This is a genomic window from Micromonospora sp. R77, assembly GCF_022747945.1.
Lineage (GTDB): Bacteria > Actinomycetota > Actinomycetes > Mycobacteriales > Micromonosporaceae > Micromonospora.
Map to the genome: position 1 here is coordinate 4,775,176 of NZ_JALDST010000001.1, position 16,802 is coordinate 4,791,977.

The window sequence follows — 16,802 nt, forward strand, 5'->3', positions numbered from 1 at the left end:
CCGTTGCGGGTCTCGTCGAGCACCGTCGGCCGGTGTCCGTCGAGCCGCCCAGCCCGTCGGCCCCCGGTGCGGGTCCGCCCCGACGCCCGGTCGTGCCGTGGCCGTCAGCCCGTGGCCGTTGGTGCCGTGGCCGTTGGGCCGAGCCCGTTCGTGCCGTGGCCGTTGAGGCCGTCGGGCAGGCCGACGCCGGCCAGGGACCGGGCCGGCGCTCCGCGCCGGTGTCGCCCCACGGCGCGAAGGCCGCCGACCGCGGACGTCGGGAGCTGCCGGACCAGCGGCAGGGCCTGGTCGACGTACTCGCAGAGCAGGTGGCTGGAGACCAGGTGCAGCTCCTGCACGACCTGGCTGTCCGGCGACGGCACGGCCAGCACCTCGTGGCACAGCTGGGCGAGGGGGTTGGGGCTGGGCCCGGTGAAGGCCCAGCAGCGGAGTCCGGTGTCGTGTCCGGCCTGGGCGGCGGTGAGGAGGTTGGTGCTGGTGCCGCTGGTGGACAGGAGCAGGAGGATGTCGTGGGGTCGGCCGTGGGCGCGGACCTGGCGGGCGAAGACCTCGTCGTAGCCGTAGTCGTTGCCGATGGCGGTCATGGCGCTGGTTTCGGCGTGCAGGGCGATGGCGGAGAGTGGTTCGCGGTCGTCGCGGAGTTTGCCGACGAGTTCGGCGGTGAGGTGTTGGGCCTCGGCGGCGCTGCCGCCGTTGCCGGCCACCAGCAGCCGGCCGCCCCGGGCCAGGGTCCAGGCCAGTTCGGTGCCCCAGTCGGCCAGCCGCTCGGCCTCCCGCCGGTACGGCAGCAGCGCCGCCGCCAGCCCGGACAGGTGCGCGTCGAGGGTGTCCAGATGGGTCATCAGGCCACCGCCGGGGCCGGTCGGGCGACGGTGCTCACCGAGGCGTAGACCGCGCTGAGCTGCTCGGCGCAGCGCTTCCACGAGTAGCGGCTGCGGATCCGGTCCAGCGCCGCCGTGGCGTACGCGAACCGGCGCACCTTGTCGGCGAGCAGCCGGCGGATCGCGGTGCCCAGTGCGCGGGGGTCGCGCGGCGGCACCAGGTCGCCGGTGAGCCCGTCGACCACGGTGTCGGCGATGCCACCGACGTTCGTGCCGATCACCGGCACGCCGCAGGCCATGCTCTCCAGCGGGGTGAGCCCGAACGGCTCGTACCAGGGGGCGGCGACCAGCACGTCGGCCGAGCGGTACCAGGCGGCCATCTCCTCGCGGGGCACCGCGCCGACCAGCTTCACCCGGTCGGCGACGCCGCAGGACTCGGCGATGGCGCGCAGCCGGCGGGCGAACGAGTCGGCGGGGAGCAGCTCCGCCGGCGGGCCGCCGACCACCACGCACTCGGCCTCGGGGACGGCCGGCAGCGCCCGGACGACCTCCAGGAAGCCCTTGCGTTCCACCATCCGGCCGACGGTGAGGATCCGCGGCCGGGCCGGGTCGCGCGGGGCGACCGGACCGTCGGGGCGGAACACCTCCTGGTTGACGCCGGAGGGGACCAGCGCCATCCGGGACCGGGGCACACCCAGCCGGACCAGCTCACCCACCTCGTCCTCGCACTGCACGATGACCCGGTCGACGGCCCGGCCGAGCGCCCGCTCGTAGCCGACCCGTCCTGGTGGGCTGGTGTCCCGGGAGCCCTGGTGGCGGCGCTTCACCGCGCCCAGCGCGTGGTACGTCAGCACGGTCGGCACCCCGGCCCGCCGCCCGGCGTGCACGGTGGCCAGGCCGCTCATCCAGAAGTGCGCGTGCGCCACGTCGGGGGTCCAGTCCCCGTGCCGCCACCGGTCGGCCAGCCAGCTGCCGAACTCGCCCATGTAGGGCAGCAGTTCGTCCTTGGGCACCCGCCGGGCGGGGCCGGCCGGCACGTGCCACACCTGGTAGCCGGCCGGCGTGGACACCGACTCGGCGAGCCCTGCCGCGTCGCGGCGGGTGTAGACGCGAACGTCGTGCCCCTCGCCGACCAGCGCGGAGGCGAGTTCCGCCACGTGGGTGTTCTGACCGCCGGCGTCCTCCTCGCCGAGGACGGCGAGCGGGCTGGCGTGCTCCGAAATCATCGCGATGCGCATGTCTCCTCCTCCATGAGTCGGTCCCAGTCAGCGAGGAACCGGTCGAGCCCGAAACGTTCCTTGGTCACCTCACGCGCCCGCGCCCCCAGCCGGTACGCCGCGTCGCGGTCCCCGGCGAGCCAGCGGGCCGCCTCCATCAGCGTGTCGACCCGGGTGGAGAGCACCCCCGCGTCGGGCGGTACGGCGTCCACCGCCTCGGTGGTGGCCAGCGCCACGACCGGCATCCCGATGGTCATCGCCTCGATCAGGCTCAGCCCGAGCGAGGTCCACCGGCACAGGTGCAGGTACGCCCGCCGCCGCGCCACCTCCGCGTGCATCCGGTCCTGCGGCAGGTCGTCGAAGCCGGTGACCGGGTGGGGGAGTGCCAGGCCGCGCGCGGTCAACGCGTCCGGCAGCCCGGCCACCCCCATGCCGAAGACGTCCAGCGGGGCGACGGCGGCGAACCGGGGCATCAGGTCGGTGCCGGTGACCCGCCAGCGGCGTACCGGCTCGTTGGTGACCACGGCGAGGTGGTCCACGTCGCCGGTCCACTCCACCCGGGGCGGGACGATGCCGTGCTCGACGACGGCGGTGCGGGTGCCGCCGTTGTCCCAGAACAGCTCGTTGAAGTGCGTGACGTGGGTGAGCAGCAGGTCGTCCCGGTCGGCCATCGGGTGGCGGGTGTTGGGCACGTCGCCCTTGGGGGTGTTGTGCTCGACGTAGATCGCCGGGAGGTCACGGCCGGGCCGGCGACCCAGCCACTGCTGGGCCAGCTCCAGCTCCTCGGGGCGTTGCAGGATCACCACGTCCACCTCGGCCCGGCCGAGCTGCTCCGGCGTCACCTCGACGGCGCTGTCGGGCCACGGATAGGTCCGCGCCCGGCCGAGGCCGTACGGGCCCCGGTCCGGGGTGACCGGGACCAGGTAGCGGTGTCGCCCGTGCACGAAGGACGTGGTCCAGGAGCCGTGCACGTGCCAGAGCAGAACGTTCATGCCTCTCCTCGCGACTGGGACGGGGTGGACAGGGTCGGGGGTGGTCAGGTGGGCGGGGGTGCGAGGAGTCGGACGGCGGCGACGACCTCGGCCGGGTCGATCCCGGTCAGGCAGGGGTGCCCGGTGACCGGGCAGATCGCCGCCCGGGTGTCCCGGCAGGCGGCGTCGGCGTCGCCGAGCCGGACGTTCGGCACCCGGTAGGGACCCCACTGTCCGTAGGGGACGGTCGGGGCGAAGAGGCTGACGACGGGCGTACCGACGGCGGCGGCGAGGTGCGCGGGGCCGGTGTTGCCGACCACCAGCGCGCCGGCACCGGCGATCACCGGCGGCCAGCCAGCACCGAGCCCCGTGCGCCCGCCCAGGTCGGTGCCGCCGGCTGCGGCGACCCGGGCGGTGAGGTCCCGCTCGCCCGCGCCGCCGGTGACCAGCACCCGGTAGCCGGCGGCCACCAGCGCGCACGATCCGGGTGGCCAGTTCGGGGCGGGCAGGCCCGGGTCGGCACCGACGCGCCGGGATGCAGCACCACGTAGTCGCCCTCGACCGGGTCCGCCGGGTCGGTGAGGTCCGCGCGCAGTCGCAGGTCCGGTTCGTCGTGGTCCGGCAGGGCGAAGCCGGCGGCGGCGGCCAGGGACAGGGCCCGTTCGGGTTCGGGTACGCCGACCGGCACGCGGTGGCGGACGTCGAGCAGCGAGCCGGGGTAGTCGTCGCTGATGGCGCTGATCCTTGGCACGCCGGCCAGCCGAAGGAGCAGGGCCAGGGGCAGCGGGGACTGGTGGAAGCTGGTGAAGATGACGGCCTCGTCGGCGGCGATGTCGGTGAGCCGGTCGGTGAGCTGGCGGATGTCGTCGGGGTCGACGGATGCGGGGTCGCCGTCGATCCAGGGCAGCGGCCACTCGATGAGTTCGTCGACGCCGGGGAGGAGTTCGGCGGCGGCGCGACCGCGCGGGCCGCAGAGCAGCACGACCCGGTCGGCGCCGGCGGCGACCGCGCGGATGCCGGGGCCGGTGACCAGGACGTCCCCGGCGGAGTCGCTGCGGACCACCAGCACGGTGCCGCGCCCGTGCGGTACGGCGGACGACCGGCGACCAGCGCCATCCGGTCGAGGATCTCGTCCGCCGCCGCCGGCAGGTCGGCCACCACCGGCGCGCGGCGGCCTCCTCGGCCGGACGGGTCGACCGGGGTCGGCACCATGACGGCGGCGGTCGCGCCGGCGGCCGCGACCATGTCCCGGCCGATGTCGCCGACCAGCACGCAGCGCCGGGGCGTGGTGCCGAGCGCGGTGGCGGCGGCGTGCACCAGACCGGGCGCGGGCTTGCGGCAGGCGCAGCCGTCGGTGTCGTCGTGCGGGCAGACGTGCCAGCTGTCGAAGGGGCCGAGCAGTTCGGAGATCCGGTCGTGCACGGCCCGCATCTGTGCGGCGGTGAACAGGCCCCGGGCCAGCCCGGACTGGTTGGTCACCACGGCCAGCCGCAGCCCGGCCGCCCGCAGCCGGTCGAGGGCCTCCCGGACGCCGGGCAGCGGCCGGACCTTCTCCGGGTCGCCGTTGTAGGGCACGTCCTCGACCAGCGTGCCGTCCCGGTCGAGCAGCACCGCGTCGAAGAGCACCGGCCGCTCCCGGTCGGGCCGGTCGCCGTGGGCGGTGGACGTCATCGTGCCGCCTCCGGGCCGAGCACGCCGGCGGGCACCGACCGGCTGCGCCACCAGCCGCGTACCCAGTGGGTGACGGCGAGCGGGGGGATGAGCGCGCTGGTCACCAGCATGGTGGCGACCTCGTCGGCGGTTCCCGGGCCGGGCGCGATCCGGGCCCGGCGAACTCGGCGGTGCCGGCCGCCCAGCCGAGCGCGGCGAGGCCGGCGGTGACACCGAGCACCGGGCGGGCGGGAGGCGGCGGGATGCCTGCCCACGCCACGGCGGCGGCCAGCGCCACCGCACCGGCGGCGGTGACCGCCACGTGCCGGGGTCGCCGACCCGGGGTGGTCGGCAGGTCGGCGCCAGGTCGGGCCGTACGTCGGCGCAGCAGTGCGTCGTCGGCGTTGCCGCGCTGGGTGCGCAGCCTGACCCAGCGGCTCTCGGGGCGTACCGGATGGGTGACCCGGCGCTCGCCGCGGACCAGCCGCCAGCCGGCGCGCCGCACCCGGTGCGCCAGTTCGGCGTCCTCCCGGTAGGCCCGGGGGAAGCGCTCGTCGAAGCCCCCGACGGCGGCCAGCGCGGCCCGCCGGTAGGCCATGTCCGCGGTGATCCAGTTCCCGTCGGCGAGGCCGGCGGTGACCCGCTCCCAGTCGGTGGGGTGGCGGTCCGCCGGCAGCGGCACCTCGACCCAGCCCTGCACGCCGCCGACCGCGTCGGCCGCCGCGAGGTCGTCGCGCAGCCGCCGGCACCAGTCCGGCGCGGGCCGCACGTCGTCGTCCAGGAAGACCACCCACGACCCGCGGGCCGCCCGCCAGCCCAGGTTGCGGGCCGCCGCCGGGCCCGCGCCCCGCCCGGTCAGCACCTTCGTGTACGCCGCCAGTGCTCCCGGCACCGCCAGCTCGCCGGTGCCGTCGTGCCGGCCGTCGTTGTCGTCGCGGCGGTCGTCGACCAGCAGCAGCTCCACCTCGGGCAGCTCGTCGAGCTGGCCGGCGAGCACGTCGAGCAGTGCCGTCAGGCTCGGCCGGCCGAGCGTCGGCACCACCACGCTGATCACCGGTCACCGCCGAGCGTCCGACGGTGCACCGCGAACGGGCCGAGGGCGAGCAGGTCCACCGGGGCCGAGCCGAACAGCTCCATCGCCTCGCGCGGGGTGTCCACCATCGGCCGGCCGGCGGTGTTCAGCGAGGTGTTCACCACCACCGGCAGCCCGGTCAGCCGCTCGAACTCGGCCAGCAGCTCGGCCACCACCGGCTCGGTGTCGGCGTGCACGGTCTGCACCCGGGCGGTGCCGTCGACGTGGGTGACGGCCGGGATGCGGTCCCGCCACTCCGGCTTAACCCGGTGCACGAAGAGCATGTACGGGCTGGGGTAGACGCCGTCGAAGAGCTCCGCGAAGCGTTCCGCGCGGACCATCGGGGCGATCGGCCGGAACTGCTCCCGGCCCTTGACGTCGTTCATCCGGCGGGTGGTGTCCGGGTCGCCGGGGTGGGCGAGCAGCGACCGGTGGCCCAGCGCGCGGGGGCCGTACTCGCTGCGGCCCTGGTACCAGGCGACGATGCCGTTGTCGGCGAGCACCCGGGCCGCCTCGGCCGCGATCGACGCCGGCCGGGTGTACGTCAGCGCGGCCCGGCGCAGCTCCGCCTCCAGCTCCTCGTCGGACCAGCCGCGCCCCAGGTCGGCCCCGGCCATCGCGGTGGACCGGTCGCCGAGCGTGCCGGCCACGTGCAGGGCCGCGCCGAGCGCCGTCCCCGAGTCGCCCGCCGCCGGCTGCACCCACACGTCCCGGTACGGCCCCTCGGCGGCGAGGCGCGCGTTCGCCACGCAGTTCAGCGCCACCCCGCCGGCCATGGCCAGGGTGGACGCGCCGCCGGAGGCGTCGTACAGCCAGCGGGACAGGTCGAGGACGACCTCCTCCAGCCGGGCCTGCACGCTGGACGCCAGGTCGGCGTGCTCGGCGGTCAGCTCGCCACCGGCGGCGACCGCCTTGGCCATGCTGCCCCAGTCGATCCGGTCCACGTGGAAGCCACCCTCGGGCGTGACCCGGACCAGCTCGCGCAGCAGACCCAGGTGCTTCGGCTCGCCGTACGAGGCCAGCGCCATCACCTTGTACTCGTCGCTGGAGTGCAGGAAGCCCAGGTGCCGGGTCAGGTCCTCGTAGAGCAGGCCGAGCGAGTGCGGCAGCTCCTGCGAGTGGAGCGACGAGAGTTCCCCGCCCCGGTAGACGCCCGCGAGGTGGCTGGCCACCTCGCCGCGACCGTCCAGCACCAGCACCGCGGTGTCGTCGCCGGCCGGCGGGGCGGCCAGCCCGGCGGAGGCGGCGTGCGCCACGTGGTGCGGCACGAACCGCACCTTCTCCGGGTCGAGGCCGGGCAGCGCGGCGGCGAGGAACTGCGGGGCCCGGGTGGCGTAGTCGACGCGCAGCCAGTCCCACGGGTCGGCGAGGCCGAGGCTGCCGGCGTCCCGGCAGAGCCCGGGGTCGAACGAGTACGCGACCGCGTCGAGGCTGTCGACGTCGATCCCGGCGCTGGTCAGGCACCACGCGGCGGACAGCTCCGGCAGTTCCCACGCGGAGAACGGCACGGGACGCTTGCCGTGCTTGCGGCGGCTGAACCGTTCCTCTTCGGCGGCGGCCACCACCGTGCCGTCGACCACCAGGGCAGCGGCGGGATCGTGGAAGACCGCGTTGATTCCAAGGACGCGCATGGGAGGTCCGTACCCTGGTGTCCGCTGCCTAACCTGTAGATCATCGACTTCTCCGGGCAGGTCGTCGGCCCGATGGGAGATCGTCACGGGCCGTGCCGTCCGGCGCTGTCCAGGGACCAGCGCCCCTGGTCGCCACCCGTTGCGGGGAGCAGGCTGAGCAAAGAGGTGACGGTGGCTCCCGTTTTGCGGCGGGCGGCCACCGGCATGACGAACGTGAACCCCGGGAGGTACCCGTGTCCCCGTCCTCGCTCTCCGAACTGATCGAGGAGCAACTCACCCTGGCCCACGCCACCGACAGCGGACGCAGTGCCCGTACGGTCTACGGTGGAGCCGGCCGCCCGCTGCGGCAGACCCTGCTCGTGCTGGTCGCGGGCCGTGCGCTCGAGGAGCACGCCAGCCCCGGCGCGGCGACCCTGCAGGTGCTGCGCGGCCGGGTCCGCCTGGTCGCCGACGACCGGTCCTGGACGGGGGTGACCGGCGACCTGCTGCCGATCCCGGACGCCCGGCACGCCCTGCACGCCGACGAGGACTCCGCGGTGCTGCTCACGGTCGCCCTCGGCTGACCTCGACCCGACAAGGGCCCCTGTCCCGGTGGGAACCCACCGGGACAGGGGCCTCGCGCAGCTGTGGCTCAGACCCGCTGGTCGTGGAGCATGCCCGGCCCGAACACCTCGTACGCGATCCGCTCGCTCGGCACGCCGCGGCGCAGCAGGCCGCCCCGGACCGTGGTCATGAACGGCACCGGGCCGCAGAGGTGCACGTGTGCCTCCGGGGTGAGCGGGATGAGTTCCGGGTCGACCAGGCCGGCGGCGACCTCCGCCTTCAGGCCGCTGAGCTGGCCGTCGGTGACGTCCTCGTACCAGAGGCGCAGCTGCAGGTTGGGCAGCTGTTCCTGGAGCCGGGGCAGCTCGTTGCGCAGCGCGTGCGCGGTTCCCGCCCGGTCGGCGTGCACCAGCACCACCGGACGATCGGGTTCGGTGACCGCCAGGTGCTCCAGCGCCGCCATCGCCGGGGTGAGTCCGATGCCGGCGCTGACCAGCAGCAGCGGGCCCTCGCCGGCCACCGCGCTGACCTCGCCGCAGGCCGGGCTGAGCCGCAGGACGTCACCGGCTGCGACCCGCTCGTGCAGGAAGGTGGAGACGACGCCGTCGGGTGCGCCGGCGACGCCGCGTACCCGCTTCACGGTGATCCGCCAGTGGTCGGCGTCCGGGCAACCGGAGAGGCTGTACTGCCGGATCTGCTGGCCCCCGTCGCTGTCGAGGTCCACCGCGACGGAGACGTACTGCCCGGGGGTGAAGGTGGGCACCGGGCCGCCGTCGGCCGGGACCAGCGTGAACGAGACGACCTCCGGGGTCTCCTCGACCCGGCTAGCGACCCGCCACTCCCGCCAGATCGACTGGCCCTCGGCGATGCCGGCCTCGGTGTAGAGGCGGGCCTCGCGGGCGATGAGCTCGCAGGCGAACAGCCAGTAGACCTCGTCCCAGGCGGCGGCCACCTCGGGGGTGACGGCGTCCCCCAGCACCTCGCCGATCGCGGCCATCAGGTGCCGCCCGACGATCGTGTACTGGGGAGCCCGGATGCCGAGCGAGACGTGCTTCTGGGCGATCCGTTCCAGGATCGGCGTCCAGGAGGCGTCGTTGCCGCCGAGGAGGTGCTCGGCGTACGCCACCACGGAGGCGGCGAGCGCCGCCTTCTGCGCCCCGTTGGCCTGGTTGCCCCGGTTGAAGACGTTGAGCAGTTCGGGGTGCGCCGCGAACATGCGCGGGTAGAAGCAACCGGTGATCGCCTCTCCGTGGGCCTGCACGACGGGCAGGGTCGCCTTCACCACGGCTGCGGATGATTCAGAGAGCACGACTACTCCTTGGGGTTCGGTGGGACGAACCCCACTTAACAGGAGTCTTAAAGTCCACTTCTAGGTCGAAGGTCCCGGGTCCGGGGGTCGTCCGGATCACACCGACCGTGGGCCTCCTGGCCGGTATCGCGGGGCGTTCGCGCTGGTTAGGGTCACTCTTGTGAAGCTCAACCGGTCCACCGACATGGCGTTGCGGATCGCCATGCTCACCGCCGCGTCCCCGGCGCGCACCACGGTGGATGAACTCGCCACGCGGCTCGCGCTGCCCCGCAGCCACGTGGCCAAGGTGGTCCAGCGGTTGCAGCATCTCGGCGTGCTGGTCACCATCCGGGGCCGCTCCGGCGGGGTGGCCTTCGCCGAGCACGCCGCCGAGCTGACCGTCGGGCAGGTCGTCCGGGCCTTCGAGGGGGACGACGAGGTGGTCGCCTGCGAGCAGCCGGTCTGCCCGCTGATCGCCGGCTGCCGGCTGCGCGGCAGGCTGCGCCGGGCCCAGGCCGCCTTCCTGGCCGTCCTCGACGACACCCGCCTCGGCGACCTGGTGGACGACCCGACCGGCCCGCTCCTGCTCGGCCTGGGCGCCCCGGCCGCGCACGAGTGAGGCCGGTGGGGCGGTCCCGCCGGGACCGCCCCACCGTGGCGAGGGTCAGCCGACGGTCACCGAGCCGTCGGGGGCCCGGACGCAGGAGACCGCCCGGGCGGCCGTCGCGGCGGCGCCGGCGAGGCAGCGGCCGAGCACCCGGTGGCCCGCCGCGCTCGGGTGCCAGGATTCCTGGCAGGTCTGGAAGTACGTCCCGCAGGCGTTCGCGATCCGCTGGATGTCGAGCTTGTCATAGCCGGAGAGGCTGGTCACGAAGACGCCGGTCGGACCGTCCTGGAGCCGGATCGGGGTGGCCAGCGCGTTGGCCGGGCTGCCCGCCGACTCGCAGAGCCGGGCCCCGTCGAAGGCCCGCTGCACGTTCAGATAGACCAGGTCGGCGCTCGGGAACTCGGCGGCGAGGTTGGCCCGGACCGAGCTGACCAGCGTGCCGAGGCCCTGCGAGAAGCGCTGGCCGGGGGCGAGGCTGGCCCGGTGGATCGGGCAGCCGGCCGCGTACCGCTCGGCGCCGAGGGCGCGGAACTTGTCCCGGGTGTCGTCCCGGCTGTCCTCGTCCCAGTAGACCGAGGCGAGCTCCGGCGGCAGCGGGTTGGTGTAGTCCTGGAACACGATCCGGTGCTGACCGTCGGCGTCGATCTGGTCCAGGGTGGTGAGGATCTGGCGTACGGCCGCCGTGGTCTCCGCGGTCGCGGCGCTGAACTGGGCGGACGTGGCCAGGTCGGCGTCCGTGCAGGGCTTCTGCTCCACCGGCCCGCCGAGGTACGCCCAGAACTCCCACCAACCGGTCCAGGCGTCGGCGATGAACCGGTTGGCGCACTTCTCGGCCACGCTGCCGAAGGTGAACGAGCTGTTGTTCGAGCCGAGACCGATCAGCACCAGGTCGATGTCGTGCGACTGGCCGACCGCGCGGAGCTGGTCGAGCTGGGCGGCGACCTGCCGACCCTTGGCCCGGGTGGCGGAGGCGTTGGCGATGTCGTAGGGCTGCCCGCCGGAGCAGGCCAGGTTGAACCGGTCGGCGATGCCGGGCAGGTCCGCCTGGAACAGCGAGGCGTTCGGGGAGCGGTGGCAGAAGTAGGCGTTGCTGTTCGGCGCGGACCAGCCGGGGAAGCCCTGGGCCACCCCGCTGACGTCCACCACCGGGGCGTACGCGCCGGCGCCCTCGCCGCTGATGAAGCTGTCGCCCAGCGCGACGGCGGCGGTGGGCAGGGCGGCGGCGGCCGGCCCCGGCGGCGCGACGGCGGTCGACAGCGCGGCCGACGCGACGGCGAGCGCGGCGGCCAGGGCGGTACGACGGAGCACGGACATACGCGGCCTCCATCCAGGAATGGAAATATGAAAGATCCTCTGGATGGCGATCAGATCACGGGGGTGTGACGCACGTCAACGCCCCGACATAGGGTCGGTCGATGGAAGCCCCCGTGCACCGCTCGGTCTCCACCTGGCAGCAGCCCCTGCCGCCGGCCGGCTCCCCGGCCCGGCGGGCGCTGATCGACCTGCTCGCCGCCCGCGTCCTGGCGCTGAGCCCCGGGCGGCTGCGGGTGGGTATCGACGGGTTCGCCGCCGCCGGCAAGACCTCCCTCGGGCACGAACTCGCGGCCCGGATCGCCGCCGCCGGGCGCCCGGTCCTGCGGGCCAGCCTGGACGACTTCAAGCGCCCCTGGCGGGACCGCCATCTGTACGACCGGCTCTCCGGCCCCGGGTACTACCGCAACGCCGCCGACCTCCCGGCGATCCGCGACCTGCTGCTCGGCCCGGCCGGCCCCACCGGCAGCGGACGCTGCGTGCTGTGCCTGCGCGACCCGCTGACCCAGCGCGAGCACACCGACGTGGTCACGTCCGCCGCCCCGGACGCCGTACTGGTCGTCGACGGGGTCTTCGCGTTCCGTCCCGAGCTGGACGACCTCTGGGACCAGCGGATCTGGCTCGAAGTGCCCGCCGAGCTGGCGGTCCGCCGAGGGGTGGACCGGGACGCCGACCGGGAGGGCGCCGAGGAGGCCGAGCGGCTGCACCGGGACCGCTACCTCGCCGCACAGCAGGTCTACCTGGCCGAGGCGGACCCGGTCGGCCGGGCCGACCTGGTCATCGACAACGCGGACTTCGCCCGACCCCGGCTGCTGCGCGGCTGACCAACCCCCGGGACGCCCCTCCCGGCCGGGACGGGGAAGACGCCACCGGTGCGCGTCGTTGACGTGTCCGGGCCACCCGGAGCACGGTGGGGGAGAGCCCGGCGGAAAGGGCACGAAACGGCGTACCGCGCCGGGTGCCACGGCGTTGTCACAGCGCCCGGCTAGGCTTCGCTGCGGCGCGCCGCGCGTGGCGATCATGTGGGTTGATCAAGACGGTGAGCGGCACCACACCGCCGAGACCTGGGAGTACGACCAGTTGACCGCACAGCCTGAGACCCTGTACGGGGCCGACGACCTGACGCACCTGGAGGGCCTGGACGCCGTCCGGAAGCGCCCCGGCATGTACATCGGCTCGACCGACAGCCGTGGCGTGGGTCACCTCGTCAACGAGATCCTCGACAACTCCACCGACGAGGGCGTCGCCGGCCACGCGACGAAGGTCGAGGTGATCCTGCACGCCGACGGCTCGGTCCAGGTCGACGACGACGGCCGGGGCATCCCCACCGACGTGCACGCCAAGTCCGGCATCTCCGGGGTCGAGCTGGTGCTGACCCGGCTGCACGCGGGCGGCAAGTTCGGCGGCTCGGGCTACAAGACCTCCGGCGGCCTGCACGGCGTGGGCGCCTCGGCGGTCAACGCGCTGTCCCGGCGGTTCGACGTCACCGTCCGGCGGGCCGGCAAGGTCCACACGATGTCGTTCCGGCACGGCGTACCCGGGATCTTCGACGGGCCCGGCCCGGACGCGGCCTTCACGCCCGGTCCCGGCCTCCAGGTGGCCGGCGCGATGAAGCGCGGCCAGCGCACCGGCACCTCGATCCGGTGGTGGCACGACGCCCGTTACTTCGAGACCGGTGCCCGGCTGGACACCGAGGCGGTCCGGCTCAAGCTGCGCAACACCGCCTTCCTCGTCCCCGGCGTGGCCTACCGGCTGCGCGACGAGACGGGGGAGGAGGTCGTCGAGGAGTCCTTCCACTTCCCCAACGGCCTTACCGACATGGTGGAGTTCCTCGCCCCGGCCGGCGACCGGCCGGTCTCCGGCATGCTGCTGGTCGACGGCGAGGGCACCTACCGGGAGAACGCCGCCGACGCCAACGGCGTGATGCAGTCCAACGTGCAGCGTCGGGCCGAGGTCGAGGTGGCCTTCCGCTGGGGCACCGGTTACGAACGCACCGTCGAGTGCTTCACCAACACCATCCGCAACGCGCACGGCGGCACCCACCGCAAGGGCTTCGAGCGGGCCCTGGTCCGCACCCTCGCCGACGCGGCCCGCAACACCCGTGGCCTGCTCAAGCCCAAGGAGGACGCGCCCACCCTGGACGACGTCCTGGAGGGCATGACCGCCGTGGTGCACGTCCGCATCCCGGAGCCGCAGTTCACCTCGCAGACCAAGGACGAGCTCTCCACCGCCGGCATCACCAAGGTGATCCAGGGGCTGGTCGAGCAGCACCTGAAGACCTGGCTGGAGGACCGGCGCACCAAGGCCGAGGCGCGCACCGTGCTGCAGAAGATCGTCGACGCGGCCCGGGTCCGGCTCACCCAGAAGCAGCAGAAGGACGCCGCCCGGCGCAAGACCGCCCTGGAGGGCGCGTCGATGCCGGCCAAGCTGGTCGACTGCCGCGCCACCGGCATCGACCGCAGTGAGCTGTTCATCGTGGAGGGGGACAGCGCCCTCGGGACGGGGCGCCTCGCCCGCTCCTCGGAATACCAGGCGCTGCTGCCGATCCGCGGCAAGATCCTCAACGTGCAGAAGGCGAACCTCCAGCAGGTGCTGGACAACGCCGAGTGCGCCGCGATCGTACAGGTGCTCGGGGCGGGCTCGGGGCGCACCTTCGACCCCTCCGCCCTGCGTTACGGCCGGGTGCTCATCATGGCCGACGCGGACGTGGACGGCGCGCACATCCGGACCCTGCTGATCACGCTCTTCGCCCGCTACATGCGACCGCTGATCGAGGCCGGCCGGCTCTACGCCGCGATGCCGCCCCTGCACAAGATCACCACCAAGGGGCGCAACCCGCAGACGATCTACACCTACACCCAGGCGGAGATGGAGGCGACGGTCCGCAAGCTGGAGAAGGCCGGCAAGCAGATCGTCACCCCGATCCCGCGGTTCAAGGGCCTCGGCGAGATGGACGCCGACGAGCTCTGGGAGACCACCATGAACCCGGCCACCCGGGCGGTCCGCCGGATCACCCTCGACGACGTCGAGGCCGCCGAGCGGATCCTCGAACTGCTGATGGGGGAGAAGGTCGAACCCCGCCGCAACTGGCTGATCGACTCGGCCGACCGGGTCGACCGCGACGCCATCGACGCCTGACCACCGGGTCCTTCGAAGGGAAAGCTGAACCATGGCACGCCGCAAGGACGACCGCGCCAAGGCGGACCTCTCCGCCTTCGACCAGGCCGGCGCCCGGGTCTTCGACAACCCGCTGGTCACCGAGGTCTCCGACTCCTACCTGGAGTACGCGTTCTCGGTCATCCACTCCCGCGCCCTGCCCGACGCGCGGGACGGCCTCAAGCCGGTGCACCGGCGCATCCTCTGGTCCATGTACGAGTCGGGGCACCGCCCGGACCGGGCGCACGTCAAGTCGGCCCGGGTCGTCGGTGACGTGATGGGTCGCTACCACCCGCACGGCGACACGGCGATCTACGACGCGATGGTCCGGCTCGCCCAGGACTTCTCGCTCAACGCGCCACTCATCGACGGGCACGGAAACTTCGGTAGCCCGGACGATGGACCGGCAGCGGCGAGATACACCGAGGCCCGGATGTCCCGCGAGGCGATGCTGCTCGTCGGTGAGCTGGGCGAGGAGACGGTCGACGTCGAGCCCAACTACGACGGCTCGCTGACCCAACCCACCGTGCTGCCGGCCGCCTTCCCCAACCTGCTGGTCAACGGCGCGTCCGGGATCGCGGTCGGGATGGCGACCAACATGATCCCGCACAACCTCGGCGAGGTGGTCCAGGCCGCCCGCTGGCTGATCAACCACCCGGACGCCGACCTGGACAAGCTGATGGAGTTCGTCCCCGGCCCCGACCTGCCCACCGGTGGGCTGCTGCTCGGCCTGGACGAGGTGCGCCGGGCGTACGAGACCGGGCGCGGGGTGGTCCGGATGCGCGGCCGGGTCGAGATCGGCCCGCTGGAGGGCAGCCGGGGCCGGCAGGCGATCACCGTCACCGAGCTGCCCTACGGGGTCGGCGCCGAGAAGGTCATCGCGGCGATCACCAACGAGGTCAACAAGACCAAGCGGCTGGTCGGCATCGCCGACGTCAAGGACCTCACCGACCGGGAGAACGGCACCCGGCTGGTCGTCGAGTGCAAGGTCGGGGTCAACCCGCAGGCGCTGCTGGCCGACCTCTACCGGCTGACCCCGCTGGAGCAGTCCTTCGGCGTCAACAACCTGGTCCTGGTCGACGGCCAGCCGCAGACCCTGGGGCTCAAGGCGCTGCTGGAGGTCTTTCTCGCCCACCGGTACGACGTGGTCACCCGGCGCACCTCCTACCGCCGTCGCAAGCGTCAGGAACGGCTGCACCTGGTCGACGGCCTGCTGATCGCGCTGCTCGACATCGACAAGGTGGTCCGGCTGATCCGGGCCAGCGAGGACGCGCAGGACGCCAAGGACGGCCTGATGCAGAAGTTCAAGCTCTCCGACATCCAGGCCACCTACATCCTGGACACCCCGCTGCGCCGGCTGACGAAGTACGACCGGATCGAGCTGGAGGCCGAGCAGGAGAAGCTGCGCGGCGAGATCGCCGAGCTCTCCACCATCCTCGACGACCCGAAGGTGCTGCGGAAGCTGGTCTCCGACGAGCTGGCCGCCGTGGTCAAGCAGTTCGCCGCCCCGCGCCGCACCACGCTGGTCGACGGCGACCTCAAGGAGGTGCTGGCCGCGTCCGTACCGGCCGGGCCGCTGGAGGTCGCCGACGACCCGTGCCAGGTGCTGCTGTCGGCGACCGGGCTGGTGGCCCGGACCGCGGCCGAGTCGGAGGAGGCCGCCGAGGGGCGGCGGCGCAGCGGCCGCGTCAAGCACGACGCGGTACGCGCGCTCGTCCACTCCACGGCCCGCGGCCGGGTGCTCCTGGTGACCAGCGCCGGCCGGGCGTTCAAGATCGACGTGCTGCCGCTGCCGGTGCTGCCCGAGCAGTCCGGCACGGTCTCGGTGCGCGGTGGCATGTCCGCCGCCGAGCTGGTGCCGCTGGAGCCGGGCGAGACGGTGGTCGGGCTCGCGCCGCTCGGGCCGTCCGCCGAGGGGTCGCCGGGCCTGGCGCTCGGCACCCGGCAGGGCGTGGTGAAGGTCTGCGCCCCGGACTGGCCGGTCCGCTCGGACGAGTTCGAGGTGATCTCCCTGCGGGAGGGGGACGAGGTGGTCGGGGCGACCTGGCTCACCGACGGTACGGAGACGCTCGCCTTCATCTCCTCGGAGGCGTCGCTGCTGCGCTTCGCCGCGTCCCTGGTCCGCCCGCAGGGGGCCAAGGGTGGCGGGATGGCCGGCATCAACCTGACGGCCGGGGCCCGGGTGGTGTTCTTCGGCGCGATCCGCACCGACGATCCCGGGCACGGTGAGCCGATGGTGGTCACCTCGACCGGGGCGACGGTGAAGGTGACGCCGTTCGGGTCGTACCCGGCGAAGGGGCGGGCGACCGGCGGGGTTCGCGCCCAGCGGTTCCTCAAGGGCGAGACGGACCTGGCGGTCGGCTGGATCGGTCCTCGCCCGGTGGGTGCCACGGCCACCGGCGACCCGGTGGAGCTGCCGCCGGCGGACCCGCGCCGCGACGGCTCCGGTTTCGCCGTCATGCTCGGCCCCACCGTCGTCGGCCACCACATCCAACGCGACTGACCACCCCGCCCGAAGGGCCGACGGCACCCGCC

Annotated in this window: 12 protein-coding genes and 1 pseudogene; 5 read left to right on the plus strand and 8 right to left on the minus strand. The window is 73.9% G+C overall.

What is annotated here, in order from left to right:
* Positions 1–104: 104 nt before the first annotated feature.
* The 6 genes and pseudogenes from MRQ36_RS22540 to MRQ36_RS22565 form a co-directional block, all read right to left on the minus strand.
* Positions 105–842, minus strand: a complete 738-nt coding sequence (locus MRQ36_RS22540; protein ID WP_308194898.1) for an SIS domain-containing protein — start codon at positions 840–842, stop codon at positions 105–107.
* Positions 842–2,059 carry a glycosyltransferase gene (locus MRQ36_RS22545; RefSeq protein WP_242798409.1) on the minus strand — a complete coding sequence of 406 codons (1,218 nt, stop codon included), beginning with the start codon at positions 2,057–2,059 and terminating at the stop codon, positions 842–844. Before MRQ36_RS22545 ends, MRQ36_RS22540 begins: the two co-directional genes overlap by 1 nt.
* Positions 2,044–3,030, minus strand: coding sequence for a glycosyltransferase (locus tag MRQ36_RS22550; protein ID WP_242798411.1), 987 nt, complete (start codon positions 3,028–3,030; stop codon positions 2,044–2,046). The genes MRQ36_RS22545 and MRQ36_RS22550 overlap by 16 nt, the downstream gene beginning before the upstream one ends.
* Before the next feature lie 44 nt (positions 3,031–3,074).
* Positions 3,075–4,680: pseudogene (locus tag MRQ36_RS22555) on the minus strand (HAD-IIIA family hydrolase).
* Positions 4,681–4,780: 100 nt separating this feature from the next.
* Positions 4,781–5,713 carry a glycosyltransferase family 2 protein gene (locus MRQ36_RS22560; RefSeq protein ID WP_242798413.1) on the minus strand — a complete coding sequence of 311 codons (933 nt, stop codon included), beginning with the start codon at positions 5,711–5,713 and terminating at the stop codon, positions 4,781–4,783.
* A complete protein-coding gene (locus tag MRQ36_RS22565; RefSeq protein WP_242798415.1) occupies positions 5,710–7,362 on the minus strand; it encodes a carbamoyltransferase C-terminal domain-containing protein in 1,653 nt (550 codons plus the stop codon). The genes MRQ36_RS22560 and MRQ36_RS22565 overlap by 4 nt, the downstream gene beginning before the upstream one ends.
* A gap of 233 nt (positions 7,363–7,595) precedes the next feature.
* Here MRQ36_RS22565 and MRQ36_RS22570 point away from each other — a divergent pair, with 233 nt between their 5' ends.
* A complete protein-coding gene (locus MRQ36_RS22570; protein WP_242798417.1) occupies positions 7,596–7,925 on the plus strand; it encodes a cupin domain-containing protein in 330 nt (109 codons plus the stop codon).
* A gap of 68 nt (positions 7,926–7,993) precedes the next feature.
* On the opposite strand, the gene MRQ36_RS22575 is transcribed toward MRQ36_RS22570, so the two are convergent.
* On the minus strand, positions 7,994–9,214 hold the full coding sequence (locus MRQ36_RS22575; RefSeq protein WP_242798419.1) for a globin domain-containing protein: 1,221 nt from the start codon (positions 9,212–9,214) through the stop codon (positions 7,994–7,996).
* A 160-nt stretch (positions 9,215–9,374) separates the two neighbouring features.
* Here MRQ36_RS22575 and MRQ36_RS22580 point away from each other — a divergent pair, with 160 nt between their 5' ends.
* Positions 9,375–9,812, plus strand: coding sequence for an Rrf2 family transcriptional regulator (locus MRQ36_RS22580; RefSeq protein WP_242798421.1), 438 nt, complete (start codon positions 9,375–9,377; stop codon positions 9,810–9,812).
* Between the two features lie 45 nt (positions 9,813–9,857).
* Here the strand turns inward: MRQ36_RS22580 and MRQ36_RS22585 are convergent, their stop codons facing one another.
* A complete protein-coding gene (locus tag MRQ36_RS22585; protein ID WP_242798423.1) occupies positions 9,858–11,114 on the minus strand; it encodes a hypothetical protein in 1,257 nt (418 codons plus the stop codon).
* A 101-nt stretch (positions 11,115–11,215) separates the two neighbouring features.
* Here MRQ36_RS22585 and MRQ36_RS22590 point away from each other — a divergent pair, with 101 nt between their 5' ends.
* The 3 genes from MRQ36_RS22590 to MRQ36_RS22600 all read left to right on the plus strand — a co-directional run bounded on the left by MRQ36_RS22590 (position 11,216) and on the right by MRQ36_RS22600 (position 16,770).
* A complete protein-coding gene (locus MRQ36_RS22590) occupies positions 11,216–11,935 on the plus strand; it encodes a uridine kinase (protein WP_242798425.1) in 720 nt (239 codons plus the stop codon).
* Between the two features lie 196 nt (positions 11,936–12,131).
* Positions 12,132–14,249, plus strand: coding sequence for a type IIA DNA topoisomerase subunit B (locus tag MRQ36_RS22595; protein WP_242798427.1), 2,118 nt, complete (start codon positions 12,132–12,134; stop codon positions 14,247–14,249).
* Between the two features lie 31 nt (positions 14,250–14,280).
* A complete protein-coding gene (locus MRQ36_RS22600; RefSeq protein WP_242798429.1) occupies positions 14,281–16,770 on the plus strand; it encodes a DNA topoisomerase (ATP-hydrolyzing) subunit A in 2,490 nt (829 codons plus the stop codon).
* Positions 16,771–16,802: the final 32 nt, after the last annotated feature.